Source organism: Nonomuraea guangzhouensis, assembly GCF_019396345.1.
GTDB classification, from domain to species: domain Bacteria; phylum Actinomycetota; class Actinomycetes; order Streptosporangiales; family Streptosporangiaceae; genus Nonomuraea; species Nonomuraea guangzhouensis.
Genome location: NZ_JAHKRM010000011.1, coordinates 185,120 through 210,895, shown reverse-complemented (window position 1 = coordinate 210,895; position 25,776 = coordinate 185,120). Strand labels below are relative to the sequence as shown.

General features: G+C 68.2%; 31 protein-coding genes. 17 read left to right on the top strand and 14 right to left on the bottom strand.

Annotated features, from left to right (window positions below; translation table 11 throughout):
* Nucleotides 1–346 precede the first annotated feature (346 nt).
* Nucleotides 347–982, top strand: a complete 636-nt coding sequence (locus tag KME78_RS24170; protein ID WP_246651813.1) for a sigma-70 family RNA polymerase sigma factor — start codon at nucleotides 347–349, stop codon at nucleotides 980–982.
* A complete protein-coding gene (locus KME78_RS24165) occupies nucleotides 979–1,131 on the top strand; it encodes a hypothetical protein (protein ID WP_219531431.1) in 153 nt (50 codons plus the stop codon). The genes KME78_RS24170 and KME78_RS24165 overlap by 4 nt, the downstream gene beginning before the upstream one ends.
* On the opposite strand, the gene KME78_RS24160 is transcribed toward KME78_RS24165, so the two are convergent.
* Nucleotides 1,092–1,469 carry a DUF5319 domain-containing protein gene (locus KME78_RS24160; RefSeq protein WP_214633227.1) on the bottom strand — a complete coding sequence of 126 codons (378 nt, stop codon included), beginning with the start codon at nucleotides 1,467–1,469 and terminating at the stop codon, nucleotides 1,092–1,094. The two genes, KME78_RS24165 and KME78_RS24160, sit on opposite strands and share 40 nt — an antisense overlap.
* A 39-nt stretch (nucleotides 1,470–1,508) precedes the next feature.
* A complete protein-coding gene (locus KME78_RS24155; RefSeq protein WP_219531430.1) occupies nucleotides 1,509–2,543 on the bottom strand; it encodes a helix-turn-helix transcriptional regulator in 1,035 nt (344 codons plus the stop codon).
* Between the two features lie 413 nt (nucleotides 2,544–2,956).
* Here KME78_RS24155 and guaB point away from each other — a divergent pair, with 413 nt between their 5' ends.
* On the top strand, nucleotides 2,957–4,438 hold the full coding sequence (gene guaB / locus KME78_RS24150; RefSeq protein WP_219531429.1) for an IMP dehydrogenase: 1,482 nt from the start codon (nucleotides 2,957–2,959) through the stop codon (nucleotides 4,436–4,438).
* 3 nt (nucleotides 4,439–4,441) lie between these two features.
* Nucleotides 4,442–5,563 carry a GuaB3 family IMP dehydrogenase-related protein gene (locus KME78_RS24145; RefSeq protein ID WP_246651757.1) on the top strand — a complete coding sequence of 374 codons (1,122 nt, stop codon included), beginning with the start codon at nucleotides 4,442–4,444 and terminating at the stop codon, nucleotides 5,561–5,563.
* A gap of 488 nt (nucleotides 5,564–6,051) precedes the next feature.
* Here the strand turns inward: KME78_RS24145 and KME78_RS24140 are convergent, their stop codons facing one another.
* Together KME78_RS24140 and KME78_RS24135 are read right to left on the bottom strand one after the other, a co-directional pair.
* Nucleotides 6,052–6,978, bottom strand: a complete 927-nt coding sequence (locus tag KME78_RS24140; RefSeq protein WP_219531427.1) for a hypothetical protein — start codon at nucleotides 6,976–6,978, stop codon at nucleotides 6,052–6,054.
* A complete protein-coding gene (locus KME78_RS24135) occupies nucleotides 6,975–7,520 on the bottom strand; it encodes an RNA polymerase sigma factor (protein WP_308127114.1) in 546 nt (181 codons plus the stop codon). The genes KME78_RS24140 and KME78_RS24135 overlap by 4 nt, the downstream gene beginning before the upstream one ends.
* Nucleotides 7,521–7,946: 426 nt before the next feature.
* Here KME78_RS24135 and KME78_RS24130 point away from each other — a divergent pair, with 426 nt between their 5' ends.
* Entirely contained in the window at nucleotides 7,947–8,504 is a 558-nt protein-coding gene (locus tag KME78_RS24130; protein ID WP_219531424.1) for an AAA family ATPase, read from the top strand.
* A 64-nt stretch (nucleotides 8,505–8,568) separates the two neighbouring features.
* Here the strand turns inward: KME78_RS24130 and sigJ are convergent, their stop codons facing one another.
* Nucleotides 8,569–9,498, bottom strand: coding sequence for an RNA polymerase sigma factor SigJ (gene sigJ / locus KME78_RS24125; protein WP_219531423.1), 930 nt, complete (start codon nucleotides 9,496–9,498; stop codon nucleotides 8,569–8,571).
* 209 nt (nucleotides 9,499–9,707) lie between these two features.
* On the opposite strand from sigJ, the gene KME78_RS24120 reads away from it, so the two are divergent.
* On the top strand, nucleotides 9,708–10,274 hold the full coding sequence (locus KME78_RS24120) for an LUD domain-containing protein (RefSeq protein ID WP_308127113.1): 567 nt from the start codon (nucleotides 9,708–9,710) through the stop codon (nucleotides 10,272–10,274).
* A 61-nt stretch (nucleotides 10,275–10,335) separates the two neighbouring features.
* Here the strand turns inward: KME78_RS24120 and KME78_RS24115 are convergent, their stop codons facing one another.
* From KME78_RS24115 to KME78_RS24105, 3 genes are all read right to left on the bottom strand, one after another.
* Nucleotides 10,336–11,016 (bottom strand): hypothetical protein, encoded by a 681-nt coding sequence (locus tag KME78_RS24115; protein ID WP_219531420.1) that lies wholly within the window; start codon nucleotides 11,014–11,016, stop codon nucleotides 10,336–10,338.
* Entirely contained in the window at nucleotides 11,013–11,573 is a 561-nt protein-coding gene (locus tag KME78_RS24110) for an RNA polymerase sigma factor (protein ID WP_308127112.1), read from the bottom strand. Before KME78_RS24110 ends, KME78_RS24115 begins: the two co-directional genes overlap by 4 nt.
* A gap of 108 nt (nucleotides 11,574–11,681) precedes the next feature.
* Nucleotides 11,682–12,287 (bottom strand): TetR/AcrR family transcriptional regulator, encoded by a 606-nt coding sequence (locus KME78_RS24105; protein ID WP_219531419.1) that lies wholly within the window; start codon nucleotides 12,285–12,287, stop codon nucleotides 11,682–11,684.
* Between the two features lie 84 nt (nucleotides 12,288–12,371).
* Between KME78_RS24105 and KME78_RS24100 the strand changes: the two genes are divergently transcribed.
* Entirely contained in the window at nucleotides 12,372–13,190 is an 819-nt protein-coding gene (locus KME78_RS24100) for a class I SAM-dependent methyltransferase (protein ID WP_219531417.1), read from the top strand.
* A gap of 51 nt (nucleotides 13,191–13,241) precedes the next feature.
* On the opposite strand, the gene KME78_RS24095 is transcribed toward KME78_RS24100, so the two are convergent.
* Nucleotides 13,242–13,466 (bottom strand): hypothetical protein, encoded by a 225-nt coding sequence (locus KME78_RS24095; protein WP_219531416.1) that lies wholly within the window; start codon nucleotides 13,464–13,466, stop codon nucleotides 13,242–13,244.
* A gap of 499 nt (nucleotides 13,467–13,965) precedes the next feature.
* On the opposite strand from KME78_RS24095, the gene KME78_RS24090 reads away from it, so the two are divergent.
* Entirely contained in the window at nucleotides 13,966–15,402 is a 1,437-nt protein-coding gene (locus tag KME78_RS24090) for a serine hydrolase (protein ID WP_219531414.1), read from the top strand.
* A gap of 59 nt (nucleotides 15,403–15,461) precedes the next feature.
* On the opposite strand, the gene KME78_RS24085 is transcribed toward KME78_RS24090, so the two are convergent.
* A complete protein-coding gene (locus tag KME78_RS24085; protein ID WP_219531413.1) occupies nucleotides 15,462–16,739 on the bottom strand; it encodes a S1 family peptidase in 1,278 nt (425 codons plus the stop codon).
* 111 nt (nucleotides 16,740–16,850) lie between these two features.
* A complete protein-coding gene (locus KME78_RS24080) occupies nucleotides 16,851–17,828 on the bottom strand; it encodes a DUF2332 domain-containing protein (RefSeq protein WP_219531411.1) in 978 nt (325 codons plus the stop codon).
* A gap of 120 nt (nucleotides 17,829–17,948) precedes the next feature.
* Here KME78_RS24080 and KME78_RS24075 point away from each other — a divergent pair, with 120 nt between their 5' ends.
* The 7 genes from KME78_RS24075 to KME78_RS24045 all read left to right on the top strand — a co-directional run bounded on the left by KME78_RS24075 (nucleotide 17,949) and on the right by KME78_RS24045 (nucleotide 22,584).
* Nucleotides 17,949–18,470 (top strand): SigE family RNA polymerase sigma factor, encoded by a 522-nt coding sequence (locus KME78_RS24075; protein ID WP_308127111.1) that lies wholly within the window; start codon nucleotides 17,949–17,951, stop codon nucleotides 18,468–18,470.
* A gap of 23 nt (nucleotides 18,471–18,493) precedes the next feature.
* Nucleotides 18,494–19,279, top strand: a complete 786-nt coding sequence (locus KME78_RS24070) for a hypothetical protein (protein ID WP_219531409.1) — start codon at nucleotides 18,494–18,496, stop codon at nucleotides 19,277–19,279.
* A 193-nt stretch (nucleotides 19,280–19,472) separates the two neighbouring features.
* Entirely contained in the window at nucleotides 19,473–20,303 is an 831-nt protein-coding gene (locus KME78_RS24065; protein ID WP_219531407.1) for a class I SAM-dependent methyltransferase, read from the top strand.
* A 95-nt stretch (nucleotides 20,304–20,398) separates the two neighbouring features.
* A complete protein-coding gene (locus tag KME78_RS24060; protein WP_219531406.1) occupies nucleotides 20,399–21,025 on the top strand; it encodes a TetR/AcrR family transcriptional regulator in 627 nt (208 codons plus the stop codon).
* 3 nt (nucleotides 21,026–21,028) lie between these two features.
* On the top strand, nucleotides 21,029–21,469 hold the full coding sequence (locus KME78_RS24055) for an acyl-CoA thioesterase (protein ID WP_246651756.1): 441 nt from the start codon (nucleotides 21,029–21,031) through the stop codon (nucleotides 21,467–21,469).
* Nucleotides 21,466–21,843 carry a hypothetical protein gene (locus tag KME78_RS24050; RefSeq protein WP_219531405.1) on the top strand — a complete coding sequence of 126 codons (378 nt, stop codon included), beginning with the start codon at nucleotides 21,466–21,468 and terminating at the stop codon, nucleotides 21,841–21,843. The genes KME78_RS24055 and KME78_RS24050 overlap by 4 nt, the downstream gene beginning before the upstream one ends.
* Nucleotides 21,844–21,903: 60 nt before the next feature.
* On the top strand, nucleotides 21,904–22,584 hold the full coding sequence (locus tag KME78_RS24045; RefSeq protein WP_308127110.1) for an SDR family oxidoreductase: 681 nt from the start codon (nucleotides 21,904–21,906) through the stop codon (nucleotides 22,582–22,584).
* Between the two features lie 10 nt (nucleotides 22,585–22,594).
* Here KME78_RS24045 and KME78_RS24040 read toward each other — a convergent pair whose 3' ends face one another.
* The gene (locus KME78_RS24040) at nucleotides 22,595–23,326 is read right to left on the bottom strand and encodes a TetR/AcrR family transcriptional regulator (RefSeq protein WP_219531403.1); all 732 of its coding nucleotides are present in this window, start codon (nucleotides 23,324–23,326) and stop codon (nucleotides 22,595–22,597) included.
* A 96-nt stretch (nucleotides 23,327–23,422) separates the two neighbouring features.
* Here KME78_RS24040 and KME78_RS24035 point away from each other — a divergent pair, with 96 nt between their 5' ends.
* Nucleotides 23,423–23,848, top strand: coding sequence for a nuclear transport factor 2 family protein (locus tag KME78_RS24035; protein ID WP_219531401.1), 426 nt, complete (start codon nucleotides 23,423–23,425; stop codon nucleotides 23,846–23,848).
* Here KME78_RS24035 and KME78_RS24030 read toward each other — a convergent pair.
* Complete coding sequence (locus KME78_RS24030; RefSeq protein WP_219531400.1) at nucleotides 23,845–24,414, bottom strand: dihydrofolate reductase family protein; 570 nt, start codon at nucleotides 24,412–24,414, stop codon at nucleotides 23,845–23,847. The genes KME78_RS24035 and KME78_RS24030 overlap by 4 nt on opposite strands.
* Nucleotides 24,415–24,504: 90 nt before the next feature.
* Here KME78_RS24030 and KME78_RS24025 point away from each other — a divergent pair, with 90 nt between their 5' ends.
* The gene (locus KME78_RS24025) at nucleotides 24,505–24,942 is read left to right on the top strand and encodes a GNAT family N-acetyltransferase (protein ID WP_219531399.1); all 438 of its coding nucleotides are present in this window, start codon (nucleotides 24,505–24,507) and stop codon (nucleotides 24,940–24,942) included.
* Here the strand turns inward: KME78_RS24025 and KME78_RS24020 are convergent.
* Complete coding sequence (locus KME78_RS24020) at nucleotides 24,932–25,756, bottom strand: class II fructose-bisphosphate aldolase (protein WP_219531397.1); 825 nt, start codon at nucleotides 25,754–25,756, stop codon at nucleotides 24,932–24,934. The two genes, KME78_RS24025 and KME78_RS24020, sit on opposite strands and share 11 nt — an antisense overlap.
* Nucleotides 25,757–25,776 lie beyond the last annotated feature (20 nt).

Genomic DNA, 25,776 nt, shown 5'->3' with positions numbered 1-25,776 from the left:
TGAGGCGCCGCGTATCGCGAACTCTCGGCCACTCCCATGGGCCACAGACGTTGACCCAACTCCCACATCCAGGTATGGCATATGACATACGCTCAATCCCGGCAGGCCGCTGGAGAGGTGGCCGAACGATGATGAAGTGGGAAAATTCCTTTATTCGGGTAAACCTGATGTGTGCCGTAAACGTCTAGCCGCCTGGCAATTTCTGCACATTTCGGGTTATGGGATGAAATATTCTTCCGCAATAAAGGCTTAGTGTCGTCGTTTGATTACTGCCCGTTATCGTCGCGTCAATGTGACCAATCCGTAGCCGTTCGCGATGACGACAGGCCCGATCAGTGCGGGCATCATGCCTATCGTGAGCGAGGGAAGCGTCGCCGACGCCAAAATTGGGGTAAGGCTCGCGTCGAGACTTCCGGCACGGACGGATGACTCCGACCTAAGGGAACTGACGAGCCTCGCCGTGCAGGGGGATCGCAGTGCGATCGAATCCCTGCTGGGCGAGTTGCGTCCGATGGTGGTGCGCTATTGCCGCGCCAGGCTGGGCAGGGTTTCAGGGCAATATCACATTGCCGATGACGTAGCCCAGGAGGTGTGCATCGCGGTCCTGTCCGCGCTGCCGCGATACCGAGACATGGGGCGGCCTTTCGCCTCCTTCGTCTTCGGTATCGCCTCGCACAAGGTGGCCGATGCGTTGCGGAGTTCGGTCCGCTCGGCCGTACCGACTCAGGATCTACCGGACGGGCCCGACGATGGACCGGGGCCCGAGGAGACGGTGGTCCGTTACATCGAGGTGGAGTACGCCCGCAGGCTGCTCGCCAAGCTGCCCGACAACCAGCGCGAGTTGCTGTTGTTGCGGGTGGTGTCTGGGTTGTCGGCGGAGGAGACCGGTAATGTACTCGGTATGTCACCAGGTGCGGTCCGCGTCGCTCAGCATCGAGCGCTGGCGAGGCTGCGGCAGATGGCCGAACTGGAGTCGGCTTGACGCCGGAGGAGCAGACTGACGCGCTCCTCGACGTGCTGGCCCGCGGCGAGCTGCCTGATTCGCGCGATCCGGCCGCACGGCTGCTCGCCGTGCTGCTGGACGACGTGGATCAGCGGCGCTCCTCGGTGTCGATGACACCGTCGACATAGCCTCTGGCGTACTCCCAGGTCACGTAGTCGGCCGGGTCAGGGAGAAAGGCCGGCTCGTGCATCTGGGGCTGGCCTTTGTCGATCATCTGGCGCAGATTGCCGCGCAGCAGCTCCCAGTCGAAGAAGTGCTGCTCGCCGCATTCGGGGCAGTCGAGTACGAGTCCCAGCACTCCCTGCTGCTCTAACAAGGAGCGGAAGACCTCGACGTCGGCGAGGTCGGTGATGGCCTCGTCGCGCTCGCTCGCGGTCAGCGGTTCGGCGTCGTCGAGCTCGCCCATCGCTGAGGAAGGGTCGTTCGGGTCGTCCGCGAACGGGTCGCGGGGGACGTCTTCCAGCACCTTCCCACCATATGACCGATGCGGCCGACGCGGTGGCTATTAGCTCAGCCAGCCACGCCGCGCGGCCTCCACACCTGCGTGAAAGCGTGATTGCGCGCCGAGCTGAACCATGGCGTCGGCGAACCTGGCCCGTACCGTGCGCACCGAGACGCCGAGCTGGCGGGCGATCGAGTCGTCGCACATGCCCTGCGCCGCGAGCCGCAGCACCTGCACCACGCCCTCACCCCGGCGGCCCCAGGGCAGGGGCACGGCCCGGCCCCACAGCTCCTCGAACAGCGATCGGAGCATGCCGACGACGATCGGCGTTCGTACCAAGTAGAAGTTGTACGCGTGGTCGGGCAGGTTGCCGCCCCATAAAGCAGGCAGGCCGGCGGCGTCGGAGCCGGCGGTCATGAACCAGCTCGGCACCCGGTCCAGCGTTCGGACCGTTCCGCCGGTCGCCAGCAGCCTGGTCAGCTGGTCGCGTACGCCGGGCAGGGTCAGCGTGGAGACCGGGATGACGGCCCGTACGTTCAGGAGTTTCCGCTGTTGTGCATCGATCCAAGGATCGGCAAATTTTCGTACAAAGTCTGCCATGGTGCGCTCGTCGGGGATCGCGGTGAGCAGCCGCATCGGCGGCGACTGCGACTGCACCGCCATGCCCACCACGCTCTCGTAGAGCACGTCGGCCCCGCTCACCATCTCGACCCGGAACGCGCCGTTCTGGTAGTCGTGCCCCACGTCGTAGTCGCGGATCAGCCCCCGGATCGAGCCCAGTGCGGAGTCGATGCGCCTGCTCTCCTCGGCCAGCCGGTCGAGGCGCTCGGCGATCAGCCGGCCGAGCGCGGCGGCTGGGTGCCTGGCCAGGTACTCGCCCGACTGCTCGTCGATCACGCCGAGCCTGACCAGATCGTCGAGCTGCCTGCTCACCTTGTCCACGGGACCGTCCATGGCCTCGGCCAGTTCGGTACGCGTGGTTCTGTGCAGGCGCAGCACCGCCGTGTACAGCGCGGTCTGAGCCGGGTCGAGGCCCAGTGTCTCAAGGGGATCGGAGACCTTGAGGGGATCAGACACGGTGTTGGACTCGGTGCGCATATAAGGGGCTCCGTAGGGAGGACACGGGCGTGTCGTGAGAATAACTCGGCGATACGTCCTTGTCCGCTCCTTGCGTTGGACTCCCAGGTCACATGTGCAACTTCGTGCAATTGCACGTTTTCACATTGCGGTGTGCCGATGAGTAACGCAGGCTTAACCCAGCGTCGGCATCCACTTGAGTTGGCAGCGCTGGGCCATCAGGACGCGGAGGGGGGTTCGGTGGCGCTTTATGCGCTTCCGCCCGGATGCCGGTGGCCGGAGGATGGGGCGGATCACCGACCGCCCCATCCCTCGGCACTTTTGGCGGCCGGGGGTACGACGGGCCGTGGGGGTCATCGTGCTCCCGGCCTCAAGACGTTTTGCACGTAGGCCCTAGACTTGCCTGCATCAGCATCGGCAGGAGGGGCCGCAGCATGTCCAAGTTCACCGAAACGGGTCTGACCTTCGACGACGTGTTGCTCGTCCCGAGCTATTCAGATCTGCAACCTGGTGACGCGGATACCGGGTCGTGGCTCTCCCGCGGGATCAGACTGTCGATCCCGCTGGTCTCCGCCGCGATGGACACCGTCACCGAGGCCCGCATGGCCGTCGCGATGGCCCGCCAGGGCGGCATCGGCATCCTGCACCGCAATCTGTCGGCGGAAGAGCAGGCCCAGCAGGTCGACCTGGTCAAACGGTCGGAGGCCGGGATGGTCACCAACCCGGTGACCTGCACGCCCGACAACACGCTGGCCGACGTGGAGCGGCTCTGCGCGACGTACCGGATCTCCGGGGTGCCGGTCACGGACGTCTCCGGCGTACTCGTCGGCATCGTGACCAACCGCGACATGCGCTTCGAGACCGACCAGGCGCGCCCCGTGCGCGAGGTCATGACCCCGATGCCGCTGGTCACCGCCCCGGTGGGGGTGTCGCGTGACGACGCGTTCGCGCTGCTCCGGCACAACAAGATCGAGAAGCTGCCCCTGGTCGATCGCGACGGTAAGCTGCGCGGCCTGATCACGGTTAAAGACTTCACCAAGAGCGAGCAATACCCACTGGCCACCAAGGACGCCGACGGCCGCCTGGTGGTCGGCGCCGCCGTGGGCGTCGGCGGCGACGCGGAGCTGCGGGCCAAGGCGTTGATCGAGGCGGGCGTCGACGTGATCGTGGTCGACGTCGCGCACGGCCACTCCAAGGGCCTCGCCGAGATGATCGCCAAGGTCAAGGCCAACAGCAAGGTCGACGTCATCGGCGGCAACATCGCGACGAGGGCGGGCGCCCAGATGCTCGTCGACGCGGGCGTCGACGCGGTCAAGGTCGGTGTGGGCCCCGGCTCCATCTGCACCACCCGCGTCGTGGCCGGGGTGGGCGCGCCGCAGGTCACCGCCATCTACGAGGCGTCGCTGGCGTGCGGGCCCGCCGGTGTGCCGGTCATCGGGGACGGCGGCCTTCAATACTCCGGCGACATCGTCAAGGCCATCGCCGCCGGCGCCGACACGGTCATGCTCGGCTCGCTGCTCGCCGGCTGCGAGGAGTCGCCCGGTGAGCTGATCTTCATCAACGGCAAGCAGTTCAAGTCGTACCGCGGCATGGGCTCGCTCGGCGCGGTCCGCAACCGCGAGCGCGGCGGCATGTCCTTCAGCAAGGACCGCTACGCCCAGGCCGACATCGGCGGCGACGACAAGTACATCCCCGAAGGCATCGAAGGCCAGGTCCCCTTCCGGGGCCCGGTCGCGGCCGTCGCCCACCAGCTGATCGGCGGACTGCGCCAGGGCATGTGGTACGCGGGCTGCCGCACGATCAGCCAGATGCACACCGACTGTGAGCTCATGCCGATCACGGCGGCGGGTCTCACGGAGAGCCATCCCCACGACATTCAGATGACCGTGGAAGCCCCGAACTATCACAGAAGGTAAGACATGACTCAGCAGGTGGAGATCGGCCGGGGCAAGACCGGTCGCCGGGCCTACGCGCTCGACGAGATCGGCCTCGTACCCTCCCGGCGCACTCGTGACCCGGAGGAGGTCTCGATCGCCTGGCAGATCGACGCCTACCGGTTCGAACTGCCCGTGGTCGTCGCTCCCATGGACAGCGTGGTCTCGCCCGCCACCGCGATCGAGATCGGCCGGCTCGGCGGCTTGGCGCCGCTCGACCTCGAAGGCCTCTGGACCCGCTACGACGACCCGTCGTCGCTGCTGGAGGAGTGCGCCTCGCTCGACTCCGAGGCCGCGACCAAGCGGCTGCAGGAGATCTACGCGGCGCCGATCAAGGAAGAGCTGATCGGGCAGCGGATCTCGGAGATCCGGGAGTCCGGCGTCACGACGGCCGTCCGCCTGTCTCCGCAGCGTACGGTGCAGTACCACAAGGCCGTCATCGACGCGGGTGTCGACATCTTCGTCATCCGCGGCACCACGGTCTCGGCCGAGCACGTCTCGGGCCGTGCCGAGCCGCTGAACCTCAAGCAGTTCATCTACGAGCTCGACGTGCCGGTCATCGTGGGCGGCTGCGCCACCTACACGGCCGCCCTGCACCTCATGCGTACCGGTGCGGCGGGCGTCCTGGTGGGCTTCGGCGGCGGCGCCTCCCACACCACCCGCAACGTGCTGGGCGTGGCCGTGCCGATGGCCACGGCGATCTCCGACGTCGCCGCGGCCCGCCGCGACTACATGGACGAGTCGGGCGGACGCTACGTCCACGTGATCGCCGACGGCGGCATGGGCACCTCGGGCGACATCGCCAAGGCCATCGCCTGTGGCGCCGACGCGGTCATGGTCGGCTCCCCGCTCGCCCGCGCCACGGAGGCGCCCGGCCACGGCTTCCACTGGGGCTCGGAAGCACACCACCCGGACCTGCCTCGCGGACGGCGGGTGGCTTTCGGCCAGGTGGGCAGCTTGGAGCAGATCCTGCACGGGCCGTCCAGCGTGGCCGATGGGTCGATGAATCTGATGGGGGCGTTGAAGCGGGTGATGGCTTCGACGGGCTACTCGGACATCAAGGAGTTCCAGCGCGTCGAGGTGGTTGTCGCTCCTACCCAGCGTTAGTTTTTTTTGGCGCCCATCTGCTGATGCTCTCTAAAGGGCTTCGCGGGTGGGCGCTTCGCGCTTCGGGGGCAGACGATGCTTCCAGTCGGGCCGAGGGCCCGACCCCTGAAGGTCCTCGCTGCGCTCGGGCGCCCTTCTCGGGGCGCGGCTTCGCCGCGCGCTTCGTCGTCGTTGCCCAGGGAGGCGCGGATCAAGGGGCGGCCGGTGGCCTGGCTTGCGGCTTTGTCCAGGACCCTGGAAACGAGCCTCGCCGCCCACCGCCCACCCTGACCAGTCCCGCATATGCGCCAGCGGCGCGGGTGAGGTCGGCCGGTTGGCCACCAATCGAGATCAACATCTAACGATCTTCAAATACCCCGACACGCGGCGCGGGACCAGCCGGCGTCGGTCCGCGCCCGCCGCGGCCATTCCCGGCTGATGGCTCTTCCAGAGCGCGGGCCAGAACCGCGTTGTCGAGCGGCCCCGGTTGGCGGGCCGCTCGACCCTGCTCAGTCCTGGTTGTATTCGAGGGCGGGATTGCGCTCGGGAGTGACCTGCAAACGGACCTCACCGACGCGCACCGACGCGACTTTGTAGACGATCCAGTCGGCGCCGACCTGATCCGCCGCCAGCGGCTTGACCTGGTACCCGCCGTCATGGACGGTGACGAGGTCGAAGTCGGCGGTCAAGCCGCGCTTCCGCACCTCGGCCAGCACGTCGCCGACGGTCCGGCCGCTCATCTTGGCTCCGGCCAGTTGCTCTCCGGCACGAGTGGCCGGCAGCCAATCGTTCGCGTAGGACTCGTTGGGCTCGGCCGGCCGGCCCAGCTCGAAGTGCATCAGCCCTGACGTCCCCTTGAGCGTTGCGGGGACGGTCACCGTCAAGAAGCAACCGCTGTCGGCCAGATCGCAGTCTGTCGGTTCTTTGCCGGCCCCGAAGGGCACGTTACTCCCCAAACCATCCATCGAGGCCGCGTTCCCGCCCATGCGCACGATTTTGCCCACCGCGGTCGGAGAGACCGGAATCACCCTGAGCTCGACGTTGAGGCCGAGAGCCCGGAACGCCTCGGAGAATTTCTGATAATCCGCGTAGGGATCCTTGATCCGGGCGACATAGGTGTCCGCCTCTTTCTGGATCTCCACCGCGGAGTTGGCGTAGGAGGTCGCGCTACCGCCGCCGTGTCCCAGCAGGCTCGGTCCGAGGACGACGCCGAGCGCGAGGACGACGGAGGCGGCGAGTCCGAGCAGCGTGCGACGAGCCCAGTGCCGGTCGCCCCGGCGTCGCGGGGGCTCCACCGGCGTGGGCTGCCGCTCCTGGGCGATGATGTCCGTGAACAACGCCTGTGCGCGGGTGCCGCCGGCACGTCCGCCCGGTTCGTCCGTCCCGATCCGGGCCAGCGGCCTCAGCAGCTCGTTGATCTCATCAATGTCCTTCATAGCGGTCTCCCTGCAGGAACAATGGCGCTGGCTGGCGTGAATCGGACATCGGCTTCGTCGAGTGCGCGGGAAAAGCGTTTGCGGGCTCGGTACAGCCGGATGCGTACGGCATTGCGGGAAAGCCCCAGCATCGTGGCGATCTCTTCGCGGTCCAGGCCCTCCCACGCGACCAGCGAGAGGAGCTCGCGGTCGTCGTCGGAGAGTGTTCTGAACACCTGGGCGATCGCGTTCAGCTCGACGTTGTGGTCAGCGGGATCGCCATAGAGGTCGGCCATCTCCGCGTCGAGTTCCCGGTGGCGCGCCTGGTGCCGAAGCGCGCTGCGGCGGTGGTCGGCCAGTACGTTGCGCGCGACTCCGTACACCCAGAGCCTCGCCTCCGCGCCTGGGGGTAATTCGTCGATCTTGCGCCAGACAATGGTGAAGGTCTCGGCGACCACGTCGGCCGCGTCCTGCGGGGAGTCGCAGCGGCGTCCGGCGTAGGCGATGATCTGGTCGTAGGTCGTCTTGTAGACGGCTTCGAACCTGTCGGTGTCATCTGGCACGGGCGGTTCCCATCGTGACGTGCTCCGCTCGATAGGGGATGCGAACGCCCTCTTCATTGGTGGACGAGGGCTCACCATTTCGCCCCAAGCCAAAGAATCTTGCGCGTTTCTGGTCTTGCTCGGCAGCCGCGGGTATCTTCGTGGTCAACCCGTCCCGGGGGCGGCCGAGTCCATGGCCGGCGATTCCGGTGTCGATTTCATCGGGTTTCCCCTTCCTCGCCCCTTCTTTTGCGCACCCCGACCGCGTGCCGGTGCGCCCGGGCGATCGCGGAATCCACGGGCACAGCCCAGGTGAGCAGCCCGGCCCGGATCCGTTTGATCACCTGCCGTTCGACCACTTCGGTGGGGCAGCCCGCTCTGTTGCCTCAGCAACGGTTCCAGCACCCGGTCATACCGCCGGTACTACGCGATCAGAAAGGCGACCAGATGACGACGAAGCGCTACATCCTCACCGGCACCCCCGGTGCCGGCAAGACCGCGATCCTCCGGTGCCTCGCGACCCTTGGATACGCGACCATCGAGGAGGCCGCCACGGCGGTCATCGCGGACGCGCAGGCGTGCGGCGACGCCGAGCCGTGGACCCGGCCGTCCTTCATCGACAAGATCGTCGCCTTGCAGCGACGGCGACAAATGCGGTCGAACACCGCCGTTCCGGTCGTGCAGTTCTTCGACCGTTCACCTATTTGCACCCACGCTCTCAGCACTTACGTCGGGCACCCGATCTCCACGGCCCTGTCCACCGAGATCGAAAGGATTACCCGAGAACAGACCTACGACCGGCACGTGTTCTTCATCCGCAATCTCGGCTTCTGCGAGCAGACCGAGGCCCGCCGGATCAGCTTCGAAGACTCGCTGACGTTCGAACGCCTCCACGAGCAGACCTACCGCGCCTTCGGCTACCAGCTCATCGACATCCCCGCCGGACCACTGCCCGAACGAGTGACCACGATCCAGGCCCTGATCTCCCAGCTCGCGGACTTCTGAAGCACGCCCTGGTGGTGGCAGACCGTCCAGCTTCGTTCCCGCTGCTTGAAGGTGGAGACGCGCGTCAGGCCGTCGTCCAGCGACGGAGTTTCGTGGGGTTGCGTACCACCCAGATGTGCTTGATCCGGTCGCCCGCGATGTCGAACGCGAACACCGTCACAGTGACGCCGTCTTGCTGGGCCACCAGGCCGGGCCGGCCGTTGACCGTACGTTCCAGGTACGTCATGTTGCCGGGCCTCCGGTGGGCGATTTCGAGCCAGGCGTGCGCGATCTGCTCGCCGCCTTCGATGGGGTCCAGGAAGGTGATGGCGAGGCCGCCGCCGTCGGCGATCGCCGTGGCGTCGGGGTCGAGCAGGCCGATCAGGGCATCGATGTCCTTGGCCTCCCACGCCGTTTTGAAGGCCCGGACGACGCCGGCCTGCTGGGCGACGGGAGTCGCGGGAGCCTGCGAGGCGTGGATGCGGCGGCGGGCCGAGGAGGCCAGTTGGCGGCAGGCAGCCGGGCTACGGCCGACGATTTCGGCCACTTCGGCGAAGGAGTAGCGGAAGACGTCGTGGAGGATGAACGCGACGCGCTCGGCCGGGGTCATCGATTCGAGCACGACCAGGAAGGCCAGGTTGACCGACTCATCCAGGGTGACCCGGTCGGCCGGGTCGGCGGTCGCGCCGCCCGGCTGCCCGCTGGCCCACTCCGTGTGCTCGGGCAGCGGCTCGGGGATCCATTCGCCCACGTAGGTCTCTCGCCGGGCCCGTGCCGAGTTGAGCAAGTTGAGGCAGATACGGCTGGCGACCGTCGTCAGCCACGCGCCGGGGGACGCGATGGCGTCCCGCTGCTGGCTGGACATGGCGTACCAGCGAGCGTAGGTCTCCTGGACGACATCCTCGGCCTCGGCCAGCGAGCCGAGCAGCCGGTAGGCGAGATTGATCAGCTGCCGCTGCTCGCTGATGATCATGCTGAGTGCTGGATCGGACCCTGGCCTGGATGGGTTGGTCATGGGTGTCGCCGGCCCTCCTCGGCTTCTTCTGCCTTCACCACTTCGACAAGACACCGCATCGGAATGTGAGGTCGGCGCCCCGCCTCACATTCTGCGGGGCGGTCTTGTCGTACTCGAAGAGACGAACACACCAGCCAGGAGACACCATGACGACTTCGGCTCCAGCAACATCGTTCACTGACCCGGCGGCCGAGCGGACCCTGGAGCGGGTGGCCGCCGCGTTGCGGGCGAACAATTTCGCCGTTGAAATCCTCGATGACGCCGCCGCCGCGCGTGCCCGCGTCAAAGACCTGATTCCCGAGGGCGCCAGCGTGTTCACCGGGGCCAGCGAGACCCTCCGTCTGTCCGGCATCGATGAGGACATCAACCGCAGCGGGCGATACGACTCCGTCAAGGCACGCAGCGTGACCATGGACCGCGCCACCCAAATGGCCGAGATCTGGCGGATGATCGCCTGCCCCGACGTCATTGTGGGCAGCGTCGCCGCGGTCACCGAGACCGGCTCGCTTGTGGCTGCCTCGGCCAGCGGAAGCCAGCTGGCCGGCTACTCGGGCGCCGCGGGCCGCGTGATCTGGATCGTCGGAGCGCAGAAGGTGGTCCCTGACCTGAGCACCGCGCTGCGCCGCATCGAAGACCACTGCGTCCCGCTGGAGAACGAGCGCGCCATGGAGGCCTACGGGGTGCCCAGTGCTCTCAACCGCGTTCTCGTCCTCAACGCGGAACCCCACCCCGGGCGCGGCACCGTCCTGCTGCTCCGCGAAGCCATCGGATTCTGACACCACCCGTCGGGCGGTGGGTACGGCGTCCCCGTCTGCCGTACCCACCGCCCGGCGAGGATCAGCTACCGGGCGGCGGGTACGCCTCGGGGTTCGTCTTGGGGTCGGGCATCTTGTCCCAGGACGGGTCGGCGATGACCTTGCAGGGCTTGACCGGGCCGGTGACGAGGTAGCCGCCGAACTCCCACAGGGCTCTGGGCTTCTCCGGGCCGGAGGTCTGGTCCGCGTTCTCGGTGAACTGCATGACGGCTGTCTGCCCGTGCTTGATGTACCGCGGATTGATCTGTACCTGGCCCTTGCCCAGCTTGAACGTCTTGCCGTTCGGCGAGTTCGCGATCGCTTCCTCGATCTTCTTCTTGACCGCGGGATCCTTGCTCATGAGCTCCTCCTTGGAGAAGGAGGCGGCGCCTTCGCCTTCGCCGCGGCCGTCGGCGCACCGGGTGCCGGGCTTGAGGTAGGAGACGTCGGCGGTCACGCCGAGTTTGTCCAGGTCCTTCTCAACCTGGTCCGGGTTCCTGAACTCGTTGATCTTCAGGGTGATCGTGCCGTCGGTGTTCTTGGTGACCGCGTAGGCCGGGGTCTCGGACCCGGTCAGGAGCGGCACCGCGATGGCCGCCGAGGCCGCGATCGCGGCCACCGCCCCTCCGGCGAGCAGGCGTCGCCTGACGAGCTGGCGTCGGGCCTTGTTCCGGGCCACGATTTCGGCTTTGAGTTCCATCAGCATGTGCTCCTTGAAGTTCATCGTGTTCCTTCCATGACGAAGGGAGCGATCTCCGGCACGTTCCTGAGCGTGTGGCGAGCGCGGTGCAGCCTGGCTCTGGCGGCCCCCTGCCGGATGCCCAGAGCGGTGGCCGCCTCGCTGATCGTGAGCTGGTCGATGACGACCAGTTCGAGCATCGCGCGATCACCGTCCGGTAATCCGGCCATGGCCTTGAAGGCCCGCCTGGCCACGCTCTCCGCGTCGATCCGCTCTTCGAGCTCGGCGACGTCGTCGGAGTCGAGCGGCCTTCGTCCGCCTACGCGATCGGCCAGTCTCGTCTCCTTGAACGCGCGCCGCCGCTCGGCCGAGAGGGTGTTGCGAGCGACGCCGTACAGCCACGCGATCTCGCTGCCGAGCCCGGGCCGGTACGTATGGGCGGAGTCGAGCACCGCGAGAAAGACCTCCGCCACCAGGTCGGCGACCGTGTTCGGATCATCGACCCGGCGGGCGAGGAACGACGTGATCGCGTCGACGTGGCGCCGGTAGAAGGCTTCGAAAGCCTCCGGATCTGTAGCGATGTCCGCCTGTCTGCGACGCACCGGCCGTGCTCCCTTCGTCGACTACACCCCTTCTTGGTCGGCAACCGGAAAAGCGTTATGAGAGTGAACAGATGGGAGCAAAGTGCGGCGGTGGTCGTATCAATGGCCCTACAACGACCGCAGCCCCTGGAGGGCGACGTCGATCGCGCGCCGGATCGAGGTCAGGTACTCCTCCATCGAGGGGCGCTCGCGGAGGCTGACCGTGCCGGCGGCTTGAGCGGCGCCCATCAGGGATCCGACGGCGGCAGCCGCGGTGACCGGGTCGAGCACGCGTGGGTATGCCTTCAGGAGCGCGTCGGCGATCGCCTGCTGGAGATCGAACATCACATGCAGGGCCTTGGCCTGCACGGCGGGCAGTTTCATGACCGAGTCGTCGAGGTGCTTGCCGGCCCCGGCGATTGGCTCCTCGGCCAGCCGCCGGGCGAAGACTCGTTCGTAGATCTCGAGCAGTACGTCGGAGACGGGTGCCTCCGGCGCTCGTTCGCCGATCACTTCGACGGCCGCTTGGACGTACTGGCCGGTGTCGGCGAACAGCACGTCTTCCTTCGTGGGGAAGTGGTTGAAGAACGTCTTCTTGGCCACGTCGGCCGCCTGGGTGATCTGCGCGATGGTGGTCTGCTCGTATCCCTGTTCGGCGAACAGCCTGAGCGCCGTGTCGACCAGCAGTTGCCTCGTCTGGAGTTTCTTGCGCTCGCGTCTCGTCTCGTCCGCCATACCCAGAGAGCCTATATCAGGAGTATGGTTACACCTGGACTACTTTTAGTCCAGGTGTCATTGGATCGAAAGGACGGAAACCCCGTGACGCTTCCCCTTCCCGCTCTTACCCCGGTGGAGGAAACCCTGTGGATCACTCTGACCGGCCGGGCGTTCGACAGCCGCCTGCCGGCCCCGGTGCTCGGGGACACGATGGCCGACGAGCTCGTCCGCAAGACCGGCTACACCGACGACAAGCTCCGCTGGACCAGGGTTTCCTGCCTCGAAGTCGCCCAGCGGGCCAAGAAACTGGATGAGGTCGCGCAGCGGTTCATCGCCCGCCACCCCGACGCGATCGGTATCGACCTGGGCGCCGGGCTGGACACGCGGGCGTTCCGCATCGAGCCGCCGCCCACCGTCGACTGGTACGACGTCGACTTCCCTGACGTCGTCGCCGCCCGGCGACGGCTCATCCCCGACCGCCCGCACGTCCACGCCATCGGCGCGGACCTGACCAACCCGGCCTGGCTGGAGAGCCTCCCCACAGACCGTCCCGCCGTGATCGTCGCCGACGGGCTGATGGCGTTCCTCGCCGAAGCCGACATGATCGCCCTGCTGCGGCGGCTCACCGACCATCTCCACAGCGGGGAGATCGCGTTCAACGTCTACACCAAGTTCACGGTCCGGGCCGCGAAACTCGCCCCCAGCGTCCGGTTTCTGCAGCCCCTCTTCAAGTCCCCGGGATTCGACCGTCTGGACCCCGTGCGCTGGAATCCCAAGCTGACGCTCATTGAGGAGATCATGCTCACTCGTGAGCCGGAGATCGCCCGGTATCCGCCGGCCCTGCGCCTGTGGACCCGCTTGGCGGCGCTCAGCACGTCCATTTCCAGGCTGGGCACCGTGGTCGCGCGCTACCGCTTCTGATGCGGGGCACCCCCCCGCGAGCCCGGAAGGCGGCTGCCGTAATAAGGAGCGCTAGGCGGGCAGGTTCCACGAGGGGCCGTTAGGGTTGCCGAGCCACACCTTCTGACCCTGCCTGGTGACGGTGAGGCCGAAGCCCGACCGGTGCGGTCTGCCCGCCGCCTGCCAGGCCGAGACCGCCCGCTCGACGCCATCCCAGAGCTTCAACGGCCCGTGCTGGCGTACCAGCCAACCTCCGTCCGGCGACGGCTCGGTGGTGGCCTGCGAGCCTGTTGCCACGTCCAGGAGGATTGATTCAACGTGGCGGCGACCTCGGCCTCTCGCCGGAATCTGGCCACCCCGGTCGGTTCCGCCGCGATCGTCAACGGAAGGATCTTGACGGCGACCGGACGTCGGAGCCGCAGATCGACCCCCCGCCACACCTCGCCCATCCCGCCCCGGCCCAGCGGCTCCTCCAGCCGGTACCGGCCGGCCAGCTCCACCTTCCGCCGCACCATCGCCTCCGCCTAAGGAAAGATCACACCGCCGTACATTCCATCAGGTATTCCCACGCCTTGCCTGAGTGGCGAAAGGGGCGAACAGCCTGAAACCAAGATCCAGACTGTGTTAAGGTCACGAACCTGCATCGAAGGGGGCCTCGATGAAGGGGTGTAATCGTCATGCGCGATGAGTTGAGATCGCCGTCCGCCACCAGCGGGCCCTCTACGGACGATGCCCAGGCCGGCCGACAGGCCTGAATCCCTGGAGCGTGAACATCTACCGAAGAGGATCACGAATCTTGCCCATCTTCCGCACCAGAACGAGTCGTCGTGCCGGGGCCGCGTTGTCCGCCGCCGCTGTGCTGTTATGCGTCGCGACACCGCCCGCCCAGGCCACCGCCGACACGGGCGCGGTGGCCGCCTTCCTGCAGGCCGCCATGAACGAACAGCGCTTCGAGCAGGTCCTCGACCTGGCGCCGCCGACATCCCCGCAGGCTCGGGCGCTTGCCGGTGTGGTCGACAAGGACGCGAAGACGGCCGCTGACTACGCCCGGCTGTTCGCCGCCGCAGCCGACCCCAAGCCCATCGTCCAGCAGCCGCAACTCGACGTGACCGTACTGGAACTGGACCGGCAGGGCCGGCCGCTGTCGTCCGGCACGGTCCTGATGAGCCCGCAGTATCCGCAAGGGATCGCCGTGCCGGTGGACCGGAACTTCCACACCGACCAGGTGCGGTATCGGCAGTGGGACGACGCGGGATGGTACGCCAACCAGGGCAAGGGCACCATCGACATCGTGCCGGGCCGGGAGAACGCGCCCATCGACTTCATGCTCCCGTATCCGGCCTCCGTCCTGAAGCTGATGGTCACCTTCGGGGTGCTGCGCCTGGTGGACAAGGGTGAGATCAAGCTCGACGACACCTACGACTACCAGCCCACCACGCTCAGTAGCCTGTGCGGCGGGCCGACGAGCAACACCATCGGCGCCTATATGGACGCCTCGATCACCTCCTCCTCCAACGCCGGGACCTGCGCGCTGGTGAAGCTGCTGCACGACCGCGGTGCGGTGGACGAGCTCAACCAGACCTTCCAGGACCTGGGCCTGGAGACCATGCAGCTGAAGAACACCAACCCGGCCAACGGCGGCCGCTGGTCCAACCCGGTCACGATGAGCTCGCTGGACACGGCCAAGCTGCTCGCGCTGGTCAACGGCGTACCTGGCACGGCGTGGACCGCCCCCAACGGCAAGCCCGTCACCGGCGAGGTGCTGAGCGCCGCGTCCCGCCAGGTCTTCAAGAAGCTGCTCGACGAGCAGGGCTTCAACGACATGCTCTCCACCACCAACCGGTGCGGCAGCGCCTACCCGACCGCGGGCATCCCGCAGCGGGTGAACTCGCGGTGGGTGGCCGCCGACGGCACGGTGACGGTCGAGGGCAACAAGTTCGGCAAGGACGTCCGGCCCTGCAACAAGCAGGCGCAGGTCACGTTCGGGCACAAGACCGGATGGGTCGGCAACTCGGGAGCCGACGCGGGGATCGTGAAGTCCCTGCCGGGCAAGGCGGGCCGCCACTACGTCGTCGTGGCCATCACCAACCTCGGCACCCAGTACGTCGACGCCAACCGGCCGGCCACCGAGCCCGGCACCTACCCGGTCGCCTTCACCGAGAAGCTGGCCAAGCTGGGTTCGGCGATCGACCGGTACGAGACCACCTGGTACGCCCGGCGCAACGCGAACTGATCATGCCGACGGTCACGACGGCACCGAACCGGTGCCGTCGTGACCGTCCCGCTGGTGCGTTACCAGACCTGTAGCTTGGCGCCGAACTCCAGGTCCACGTCCCAGACGCGGGAGAAGACGATCACGGAGCCGCCGTCGGCGCCGCCGCAGTACACCGGCTTGCTGCGGGCCGAGGTGATGCCCTGGGCCGCGACCTCGTCGAACCAGTTGGTGTACGAGTAGACCGGGCCGCCGCTGTCACCGGCCGCGGTGGCGCAGCCGCCTACGACGCTTTTGGCGCGGACCATGTGCTTGACGTACTGGCCGTTGGTGTACGTGCCGCTCCAGCCGGTTTCGGTCACCTTGATGAGGCAGTTCTCGCCCAAGGTGGCCCCGGAGTTGCAGACGAAGTTGCCGACGTGCGCCTTCCACAGCGCCACCACCTTGTTGCTGGTGGAGGCGGTGTTGCTGCCGTCGAAGACGTTGGCCGTCGCGTCGCCGAGCACGATCGCGGCGTCACGTTTGCTGACGCGCCAGGACAGCTGGCCCATGTAGTTCGCCGGGCTGATGCCGCCGCCATCGTAGAACTGGTCCCAGACGTTGCCGCAGTGAGCGGCGGTGAGGAACCCGGGCGTGCCGTACTTGTCGCGGACCGCGAAGCCCGAGGTGCAGCCCGCCCCCGACTGCTGGTTCCAGGTCCGGCCGCCCGCGTAGTAGCTGGGCACGTCGTCCTGCCTGCTGTAGGCGGGACTGAACTGCTCTCCCCTTTCCAGGGTGATGGGCGCGGTGGTGCCGCTGGGCCGCTGCAGCTGCTGCGGGTCGGTGTCCTCCCCGGAGACCGAAAGCCGGATGCCGCTGCCGTCCGGCTGCGGCGCCGCGCCGCTCGCCTGGCCGGCCTCGGCCCACCTCTCGGCCTCCTCCAGGAGCTGGGCGTTGGTGTAGGCGGCCGGCAGTACGGCTACCGGGGCCATCTGCCGTCCCTGGTCGATCGTGGTCTGTACGGCGGGCGGCACCGTGCCCCGCCAGTACAGGCGAACCTCGTGGTTCTCCGGAGCGACGACGATTCCCCCGAACCCTTCGGCGCTCTCGGCCGACTCGGTGATGCGGTCGGCCACCCCGTTCAGCCGGGTCTGCTCCGTGAACAGCGCCTTCCAGTCGGCGAACCCGCCGGGCACCGCCCCGCGCGGGCCGCTCTCGTCCCTGGTCGGCGTCTTGCCGCCCGGGTCGTCGGTGGCCCGCACCGTACGGCCCGGGTCGTCGATGGCGGTCTGCGCTGTGGCGGCCCCCGTGCCCAGAAAGGGCAGCAGCGCACAGGCGGTCCCCAGGACTGTCAGGCGTAAGCGGATGTTCTTCTGCATTGGTTAACCCCCGTGTTTGGCAATTGCGGGAGTTATCAGAGCATGTGAAGAGCGATGCCTTCCTCGTCCAATTACCGGCACGATCTGTGCCCCCGGACCTTGCGCCGCGAGCTACGTGGTCAGCCAGCGGAGCCAGCCGCCGTGCAGTGCGGAGAACGCGACCGGTTGTTGATCGAGCGCGAGGATGTTGGTGGTGGTGTGCGCCGGTGGTTGCTGGGGGAGGCGGGCGGCGATGCTCGGCAGGACGCTCGGCCCTTCTTGGGAGATCCAGTGGGCGTCGAGCTGTTCGACCTGCCGCACGAACGTGGTCCGGTCGGCGTCCGGTACGTAATAGAGCACCGCGGTGTGGAAGACGACGAGAGTGGCGTACGAGGGCGCCTGAGCGGCCACCTCGCCGAGGCGCGCGTTGAGGTCTCCGGGCACGATGCGGGGTGGATCGGCTTGTGCCAGGGCGATCGCGGTGTTCAGGCGCTCCAGCCGGTCGTGTTGTTCGGGCCAGACCAGGGTCCGCAGCCATCGGACGTCGGCTGGATCGGTGACGTCGAGAGGATTGAGGTCGATGCCGGCCCGCCAGGCCACGGTCACCGTCCCCACCCCCGGCTCGGCGAAGCGCGGGTGCGGGTGCGGGTCGCCCTCGACGTGGCAGCGGAGCCGCAACGGGCTGCCCACCGCCCCGGCCAGGCTGCCGTCGTAGTCGTAGCCGTAGCGATCGGGCAGCAGGCACAGGCCGGCCGAGGCGCCGACCTCCAGCAGCGCCAGCGGCTGCGGAAGCGCGGCGAGCAGGGGATACAGCGCGGCGCACCGAGCCGGTTCGTTGGTCTGGGTGCGGTGGGTGAGCATCGTCGCGACGACCGCGTCGCGGTTGTCGAGGACGGACCGCCGGAACTGCTGGTAGTCGGCTGGGGTTCCGCTGACGTGCCGGGCGGCGGCGAGGAGCAGGTTGGGTTGCCGCCTGTCCGGCGGAAGGTCGGACAGCAACCCGATCAGGTCGCGGTCGTCCGCCACTCCGAGGGCGAGTTGCTCGTACAGCGGCGATCTGCCACGGGCCTCCATGGACGCGAAGCGCCGGTACTGTTCGGCGGTCGTCATGATCGGACTCTAGCGCCGGCCTGCGGGAGGGCGTAGCGGGACATTCCATGTGTTTCTCGTCAACCTGGGATGGGGCTCAGGGAGTGTCAGGGGTGGCTTTCACCGACGAGAGGAGACCGGGTGGACGCGGATTTCGTGGACTTCGTCCGGCACCGGGGAGACCACCATCTGAGAACGGCGGTCCTGCTCACCGGGGATTGGCACACGGCTGAGGATCTGGTGCAGTCCTGCCTCGGCAAGTTGTACCGCGTGTGGCATCGGCTGGACACCCGTAGTGAGCCCGACGCGTACCTGCGCCGGATCCTGGTCAACACCTATCGATCATGGTGGCGGGCCCGGTGGCGCCGTGAGATCCCCCGCGCCGAACTGCCCGACCTGCCAAGTTCCGCGGACCTGGGGGAGGCCCGGGCGGTGGCGGAAGACGTTCGGAAGGCACTGGCGAAGCTGCCGGTCAGGCAGCGGACCGCTCTGGTGCTGCGGTTCTTCGCGGACCTGCCCGAAGCGGAGGTCGCCGATCTGATGGGCTGCTCGGCGGGCACGGTCAAAACCCATACGCATCGCGGTCTGCAGGCGATGCGGCGGCTGATCTCGCCCGCCACGGTGGTCAACCGAAACGAGGCGGAGGGGAGTGGGATCCGGTGAGACACCAACACGAGGAGCCGTCCATGAACGAGAAAGAACTCCGCGCCCTGCTCGTCAAAGCCACCGAGGACCGGCCCGCGGGCATCGACCTCATGCCGACCCCGCCTACGCTGCCGAAGCGCAGGCTGGCTCGGGTTCTGGTCCCGATCGCCTCGCTGGGCGTCGCAGCCGTGCTGGGGGCGTTCGTGCTGGTGCTGCCGCCGAATCAGTCTTCGGCGGAGGCTCAGGTGGCCGCCGCCGTCGAGAACACCGGCCAGGAGAGCTACCGATTGCACAGCACCAGCGGCCCCAAGACGTGGGATGGCGCTTTTGACCCCGTCCAGCGGGTAGGCGTGATCACAAGGGTCGGCGACGGGGGCGAAACCCGGTTCGTCGGCGACCTGATGTACAACCGGGAGCCGGGCGAGGCGAAGTGGATGGTCTCTCCGCGCCCGGACGAGGAGTTGAAGAACGCGCCGGCGGTCGTCGGCCTGGTCAAGCTTGCTCCGCTGGACCCCCAGGCGGCTCTGCGGCGGCTCCGTTCGGCGACTGACATCCGGGAGAGCGGCTCCGCCTCCGGCCAGGGTTGGACGGGCCGGCGGTTCACGTTCTCGCTGGGCGACGCGAAGGGCCTTACAGGATCCGTGGACGTGGACGACCAGGGACGGGTCCGGCGTCTGGAGTTCGTCTTCGGCGACACCGGTAACCGGCTCGTCATGGACTTCAACGACTTCGGCACCCCGGTGACGGTCACGGCCCCGCCCGCCGACCAGGTGGAGCCGCTGCCGACCGACAAGCAGCCCGGCAAGCCGATCAACAAGCCGACCTGACCTACCGATCCAGCACCCCTCAACCGTGTCCCTGGGCCGGAGCGGATATGGCTCCGGTCCAGGGATCACGCGTCGAACGGTTGCCGGCGCGCGTCGCGGATGTGTGCCCCGGTCGGCACACACGTCCCTCCTTACGCTTACCGCGAATGGCTACCCGATTGCTGAGTGGGCACATGCCCACTAATGTGGGCGCATGCCCATTATGTCGCAGGAGCAATCGCAGCCATCCGAGAATGAGCCTCATAAGGCCCGGCAGATCGCGGAGTCGTTCGGGTCGGACGTCGAACGCTACGACCGAGCGCGCCCCCGCTATCCCGACGCCCTGGTGGAGCGGATCGTCGCCGCCAGCCCTGGTCCCGACGTCCTCGACGTCGGTTGCGGCACCGGCATCGAAGCCAGGCAGTTCCAGGCGGCTGGCTGCACGGTGCTGGGCGTCGATCCAGACGCGCGGATGGCCGAGTTCGCGCGGCGCAGCGGGGTCGAGGTCGAGGTGGCGACGTTCGAGGCATGGGATCCGGCCGGCCGATCGTTCGACGCGGTCATCGCGGGTCAGGCCTGGCACTGGGTGGATCCGGTCGCGGGCGTGGTCAAGGCGGCCCAGGTGCTGCGGCCCGGTGGCCTGCTGGCGGTGTTCGCGCATGCCTTCGCCCCTCCCCCCGCTGTCGCGGAAGCCTTCGTCACGGCCTACCGGCGGGTGGTGCCCGACTCGCCGTTCAACGGCCAGCCGCCGGGGCAGGCCACGGACATCTACCAGGCGATGATGACCAAGTTCTCCGACGGAATCCGAGAGGCGGACAGCGGGTTCGGCGACCCGGAGCAGTGGCGATTCGATTGGGAGCAGTCCTACACCCGCGATGAATGGCTGGATCTGCTGCCCACGACCGGTGGCCTCACCCGGCTGCCGGCGGACAAGCTGGCCGAGGTGCTGGCAGGCGTCGGGACCGCCATCGACGCGATCGGGGGCGAGTTCACGATGACGTACACCACGCTGGCGGTCGCTGCGGCGCGAACCAGCGCCGTTTGACCCAACGCTTGCACGGGAGGGGCGCGGGACGGCCGCCGCCGTCTCACGCGTGATATTAACGACCGGTCGGTCTTATTTCTGCTAGAGTCATGGCCGTGGAAGATGGAAGGAAGGCTCGCGGGCAGCGCAGCCGGGAGGCGATCCTGACGCACGCCGTGTCCCTGGCCTCGGTTGACGGGCTCGGCGGGCTGACCCTCGGGCGGCTGGCCGAGGCCGCAGGTGTCAGTAAGTCAGGATTTTTCGCTCACTGGCGTGACAAGGAGCAACTCCAGCTCGACACCATCGAATGGGCCCGCCGCCAGTGGGTCGAGCACGTGGTCACCCCCGCCTTTCAGCACCCTGCGGGGTTGCGGCGGCTGTACGCCCTGCACCAGAGCCGGCTGCGGTTCTACGCCGACGGGGTGCTGCCCGGTGGGTGCTTCTTCTTCGTCGCCCAGGTCGAGTTCGACGACCGGCCGGGGCGCGTGCGGGCCCAGGTGGCCAAGGCCATGGCCGACTGGCTCGCCGTGCTCCGGACCCAGGCGGAAAAGGCGATCGAGCTGGGCGAGCTGACCGGCGTCGACCCCGCGCAGCTCGCGTACGAGATCGAGGCGCTCGGTGAGGCGTCCGTCACCCATGCCCGGCTGCTGGACCACGACACCGCCTTCACCTACGCCCGCCGCGCGGTCCTGCAACGGCTGCGCGCGCACGCCACCGACCCCTCGCTGCTCCCGGAGGACTGACCGTTGACCCTCGCGCAAGGCTGCCGCCTGCCTGTCCAGGTGCACTTCGACGACCTCGACGCCATGGGCCTGCTGCACAACTCCCGCTACGCCCTGCTGGTCGAACGTGCCATCTCCGTCTACTGGGCCGAGCTGGGCTGGAACTTCGACCCGGCGGTGTCGGCGTTCCAGGACGTGTTCATGGCCGTACGGGAATTCAAGATCACTTACCATGCGCCGATCGTGGGCGCGTGCGAGCCTGTTGTGCACTTCTGGATGGAGCGGCTGGGTCGTACGAGCGGGGTGTACGGCTTCCGGGTGCTGTCGCCCGACGAGTCCGTGGTGCACGCCGAAGGGCACCGCGTGAACGTCAACCTCGATCGGGCGACCTTCCGCCCGACCCCGTTCAGCCCCGAGACCCGCCAGGCGGCGGGGCTCCTGCTCAGAGAGGCGGTGGCCAGTTGAGGTCCCGTTGGATCGCCGGTCCGGAGCCGCGTGGCGACGATCCGGTGCTGGTCAGCCGTACCGACTTCCGGGTGAACCATCGGATCGACCTGCCGCGCGCGGCCTTCGCCGGCTGGCGGCTGGCCCAGGTGTGGCCGGAGTTGGACGGGGCGATCGGGCTGTGGCTGTGGGTCGACGTGAAGGACCGCCGCTGCGGGTCGGTGTCGGTCTGGCGGGATGAGGCCGCGTTGCGGGGGTTCGTACGGCTGGCCGCACACGTGCGCATCATGCGCGCCTACCGAGGCCGCGGCGTGCTGACCTCGACCTCGATCCGAACCTCCGCCGAAGACCTGTGGACGGCGAGCCTCTCCCCGGTCGGGACTCCAGATTCCTGACTCGGTCACCGACTTCTTCACCCGCCCACGGTGATCACGGGGCGTCGATAAGCTCCGTGCGTGAATCGAGTTTGCCTGGTCACCGGGGCCAATCGGGGCATTGGGCTGGAGGTCGCCCGCCGGCTCGCGCGGGCGGGCGACACCGTCGTCCTGACCGCCAGGGATCTGGGAAACGCCGAGAAGGCGGCGCGCGGCCTGCGGGGGACCGTGGTGCCGCGGCAGCTGGATGTCGCTGATCCGGAGTCGGTGCGCCGGTTGGTCGAGGGGCTGGCGTACGACCGGCTGGATGTGCTGGTCAACAATGCCGCCATCCACTACGACACCTGGCAGCGGGCCGAGAACGCCGATCTCGACGTCGTGCGGGAGGCGCTGGAGACGAACCTGCTGGGGGCGTGGCGGGTGACGTTGGCGTTACTGCCGTTGTTGCGGGCCGGTGGCCATGGCCGGGTGGTGAACGTCTCCAGCGAGGCCGGGTCGCTGGCAGTCATGGGCGGCGGCACGCCGGCGTACACCGTGTCGAAGACCGCGCTCAACGCGCTGACCAAGATGCTGGCCGCGGAGCTGCGCGCCGATCGGATCCTGGTGAACGCCGTCTGTCCCGGGTGGGTGGCCACCGACATGGGCGGGCCCGGCGGGCGGCCGGTCGGCGAGGGGGCACGCAGCGTGCTGTGGGCGGTGGATCTGCCGGACGGCGGGCCGACCGGGGGGTTCTTCCGCGACGGCAGGGCGCTGGCCTGGTGAGCCGCCGAGGTCAGGTGGTGGCTCGGCGGCGGTGGGCCTTCTGCCGGCAGGCGCCGCCGCAGAAGCGGGGCGGGCGGCCGGTGCGGGAGGTGGGGATGACGGTGCCGCACTCCTCACAGCAGGGTTGCTCCTCGCGGGTTTCGTTACGGTAGCCGGGTTTCGTGACAGGTTTCGTTACGGTGGGCAGCGGTGAACGTCCGGTGCGGAGGCCATCCAGGACGAGGGTGGTGGCCCTGCCAGGGGCGGTGCTGTGGGTCTCCATCGCGATGCAGCCCGCCATGAGTGCCATGACATCCGCCATCTGGGCATCCGGCCGTACGGCGCCGGCTCGGTGGGCCTGGTCGAGCAGGGCGGCGAGGGCGAGGCCGTAGCGCCGCCGTGCCTCCGGCGCCACCTCGGCCTTGGGGGTGGAGACGAAGGACTCGCAGAGCGCCTTGTTGAGTCCGGCCTGCTCGACGGTCGAGGAGAAGGCGGTGAAGAAGGCCGCTCCGGTCGCCGCTTCGGTGGTGGCCAGCAGGGCGGTGAGCTCGTCGGCCAGGCGTTCGATCCGGTCCTGGACCACCGCCCCGAACAGGGCCTCCTTGCTGGGGAAGTGCCGGTAGACGGTGCCCGCGCCGACGCCCGCGCGCCGGGCGATCGCGTCGAGCGGCACGGACAGGCCCTCCGCCGCGAACGCCTCCTGGGCGGCCTCCAGCACGCGGGCGCGGTTGTGCCGGGCGTCCGCGCGTGCGGCGATCGTCATGTGACCTCCCATGTGCCCGGATTGACAAGCGGAACGCTCGTTCCGTAGCGTCTAAGCGGGTTAACCGTTCCGATTCTACCGAACCTGGGAGTTCGCATGACCGTACCCACACATCCGACCACCCGCGAGGTCGTCGAGCAGTTCCTGCGGGCCTCCGTGGACGGGGGGCTGGCCGACCTGTACGCCCCCGATGTCGTGATCGAGATACCGTTCGCCCCGGCCGGCGTCCCCCGGCGCTCGCAGGGACGGGAGGAGCTGCGGGCCAGGTTCGAGGCCGCCGCCGGCGTGCTGCGCTGGGAGCGGACGGACAACGCGCTGATCCACGAGACCGCTGACCCCGAGGTGGTCATCGTGGAGTTCGACATCCACGGCTCTCTCGTCGCCTCGGGGCGGTCCGTCGTCATGTCCTACATCATGGTCGTCCAGGTGCGGGACGGCCTGATCGTCCACTCCCGGGACTACGGGAACCCCCAGAGTATGGACGATTACCGCGAGGAGCTGCTGAGCGCGATCAACTCCTAGCGCGCGTACGTCATGAGGACCGTGCCGTTGCCGAACGTGCGCGTCGCGGTCAGGTTGAACAGGGTCGGGCGGAACTCGCCGTCGAAGGCGGCGATGCCCGACCCTGCCACCACCGGGTAGGCCTTGACGATCAGCTCGTCGATCTCCGGCAGCAGCGTGCCCGCCAGCTTGCCGCCGCCGCACAGCCAGATGCCGAGGTCACCCTCCTCTTCCTTCAGGCGGCGGACCAGCGCGAGGGGGTCGCCGGAGACGAGCTCCACGGCCGGGTCGGGGATCTCCGGGATCGTGGTGGAGAAGACGTACTGACGCAGGTGCGCATAGGGGCTGGTCATGCCGACGTCGAGACCCGGCTGGTAGGTGCCCCGGCCCATGAGCACGGTGTCGAAGCGCTTGTTGGGGGCGTCGAAGCCGAGCTGCTTCCTGATGTGGGTGGGGACGGTCTCGGGGACCTCCTCGTTCCAGTACGCGGCCAGGTCGTCGGCCACGGGATAGAAGTCGAACTCGCCGTTCGGGCCGGCGATGTAACCGTCGATGGAGATCGCCACGTAGTAGGTGAGCTTTCGCATCCGATTAACTCCATATGTAGTACTTAGACTGAAGTGATTTCACCGTAGTACTACGCCTAGAGTGGTGTCAAGGCTGCGACCATAGAACGCATGAGGATCGCGAAAGAGACCGACAGGGACGCGGTCGAGGAGCTCGTACAGGCGGCCTACCAGCCGTGGGTGGCCGTCATCGGCGCGCGGCCCAAGCCCATGGAGGCCGACTACGCCGCGCTCATCGCCGAGGGCCGGGTGCACGTGACCGGAGACGACCTCGACGGGCTCATCGTGCTGATCCCCGAGGACGGGGTGCTCTACATCGACAACGTGGCGGTACGCCCCGGCCTGCACGGCAAGGGCATCGGCCGGAGCCTGCTGGCCTATGCCGAGCAGGAGGCGCGGCGGCTCGGCCTGCCCGCCCTGCGCCTCTACACCAACGTCAAAATGGCCAGGAACATCGCCCTGTACGAGTCGCTCGGCTACGTCGTGATCGGCCGCAAGGAACGCGACGGCCGGTTCATCGTGGAGATGCGCAAACAGCTCAGCCCGTGAGGACGCCCAGCAGGTGGGTCACCTCGCGGGCCACCGCGTCGCGGCCCGCCCGCAGATACTTGCGCGAGTCGACCACCTTCGCGTCCCCGGCGAGGTAGTCGCGCACCGCGCCGGTGAACGCCTTGTTCAGGTGCGTAGCGATGTTGATCTTCTTCATGCCATGCCGTACGGCCTCGCGGAGGATGTCGTCGGGCACCCCCGACGAGCCGTGCAGCACCAGCGGGACCGGCACGACGGCGCGCAACTCGGTGATGAGGGCCAGGTCGAGCACGGCGTCCTTGGTGGTCATCGCGTGCGAGGTGCCCACGGCGACGGCCAGCGCGTCGACGCCGGTGCGCGCCACGTAGTCCACCGCCTCGTGCGGCTTGGTCCGCGCGCCGGGCGCGTGCACGCCGTCCTTGCCGCCCACCTCGCCCAGCTCGGCCTCCACCCACACGCCGCGCTCGTGGCACCAGGCGGCCACGTCGGCGGTGGCGGCCACGTTCTCCTCGTCGGGCAGCGCCGACGCGTCGAACATCACCGAGCCGACCCCCAGCTCCACCGCCTCCTCGACCAGCGCGCGGCCGGTGGCGTGGTCAAGATGCACCGCCACCGGCACCGCGGCGCCCCTGGCGACCGCCAGGCAGGCGAGCGCGATGGGTGCCAGGGCGCCGTGGTAGCGGACGCAGTTCTCGCTGATCTGCAGGACCACCGGCAGGCCCAGGGCCTCGGCGCCCGCGACGATGGCGGTGGCGTGCTCCAGCTGGATCACATTGAACGCGCCCACCCCCGCGGGTGATTCGCGGACGATGTCGCCGATTCGGGCGAGGGGCATGACGACTCCTTGGACGGTTC

Coding starts and splice junctions, on each gene's coding strand:
- KME78_RS24170 (WP_246651813.1), top strand. CDS start 347: ATGCCTATCGTGAGCGAGGGAAGCGTCGCCGACGCCAAAATTGGGGTA.
- KME78_RS24155 (WP_219531430.1), bottom strand. CDS start 2,543: ATGCGCACCGAGTCCAACACCGTGTCTGATCCCCTCAAGGTCTCCGAT.
- guaB (WP_219531429.1), top strand. CDS start 2,957: ATGTCCAAGTTCACCGAAACGGGTCTGACCTTCGACGACGTGTTGCTC.
- KME78_RS24145 (WP_246651757.1), top strand. CDS start 4,442: ATGACTCAGCAGGTGGAGATCGGCCGGGGCAAGACCGGTCGCCGGGCC.
- KME78_RS24140 (WP_219531427.1), bottom strand. CDS start 6,978: ATGAAGGACATTGATGAGATCAACGAGCTGCTGAGGCCGCTGGCCCGG.
- KME78_RS24130 (WP_219531424.1), top strand. CDS start 7,947: ATGACGACGAAGCGCTACATCCTCACCGGCACCCCCGGTGCCGGCAAG.
- sigJ (WP_219531423.1), bottom strand. CDS start 9,498: ATGACCAACCCATCCAGGCCAGGGTCCGATCCAGCACTCAGCATGATC.
- KME78_RS24115 (WP_219531420.1), bottom strand. CDS start 11,016: ATGAACTTCAAGGAGCACATGCTGATGGAACTCAAAGCCGAAATCGTG.
- KME78_RS24105 (WP_219531419.1), bottom strand. CDS start 12,287: ATGGCGGACGAGACGAGACGCGAGCGCAAGAAACTCCAGACGAGGCAA.
- KME78_RS24085 (WP_219531413.1), bottom strand. CDS start 16,739: ATGCAGAAGAACATCCGCTTACGCCTGACAGTCCTGGGGACCGCCTGT.
- KME78_RS24080 (WP_219531411.1), bottom strand. CDS start 17,828: ATGACGACCGCCGAACAGTACCGGCGCTTCGCGTCCATGGAGGCCCGT.
- KME78_RS24070 (WP_219531409.1), top strand. CDS start 18,494: ATGAACGAGAAAGAACTCCGCGCCCTGCTCGTCAAAGCCACCGAGGAC.
- KME78_RS24065 (WP_219531407.1), top strand. CDS start 19,473: ATGCCCATTATGTCGCAGGAGCAATCGCAGCCATCCGAGAATGAGCCT.
- KME78_RS24040 (WP_219531403.1), bottom strand. CDS start 23,326: ATGACGATCGCCGCACGCGCGGACGCCCGGCACAACCGCGCCCGCGTG.
- KME78_RS24035 (WP_219531401.1), top strand. CDS start 23,423: ATGACCGTACCCACACATCCGACCACCCGCGAGGTCGTCGAGCAGTTC.
- KME78_RS24030 (WP_219531400.1), bottom strand. CDS start 24,414: ATGCGAAAGCTCACCTACTACGTGGCGATCTCCATCGACGGTTACATC.
- KME78_RS24025 (WP_219531399.1), top strand. CDS start 24,505: ATGAGGATCGCGAAAGAGACCGACAGGGACGCGGTCGAGGAGCTCGTA.
- KME78_RS24020 (WP_219531397.1), bottom strand. CDS start 25,756: ATGCCCCTCGCCCGAATCGGCGACATCGTCCGCGAATCACCCGCGGGG.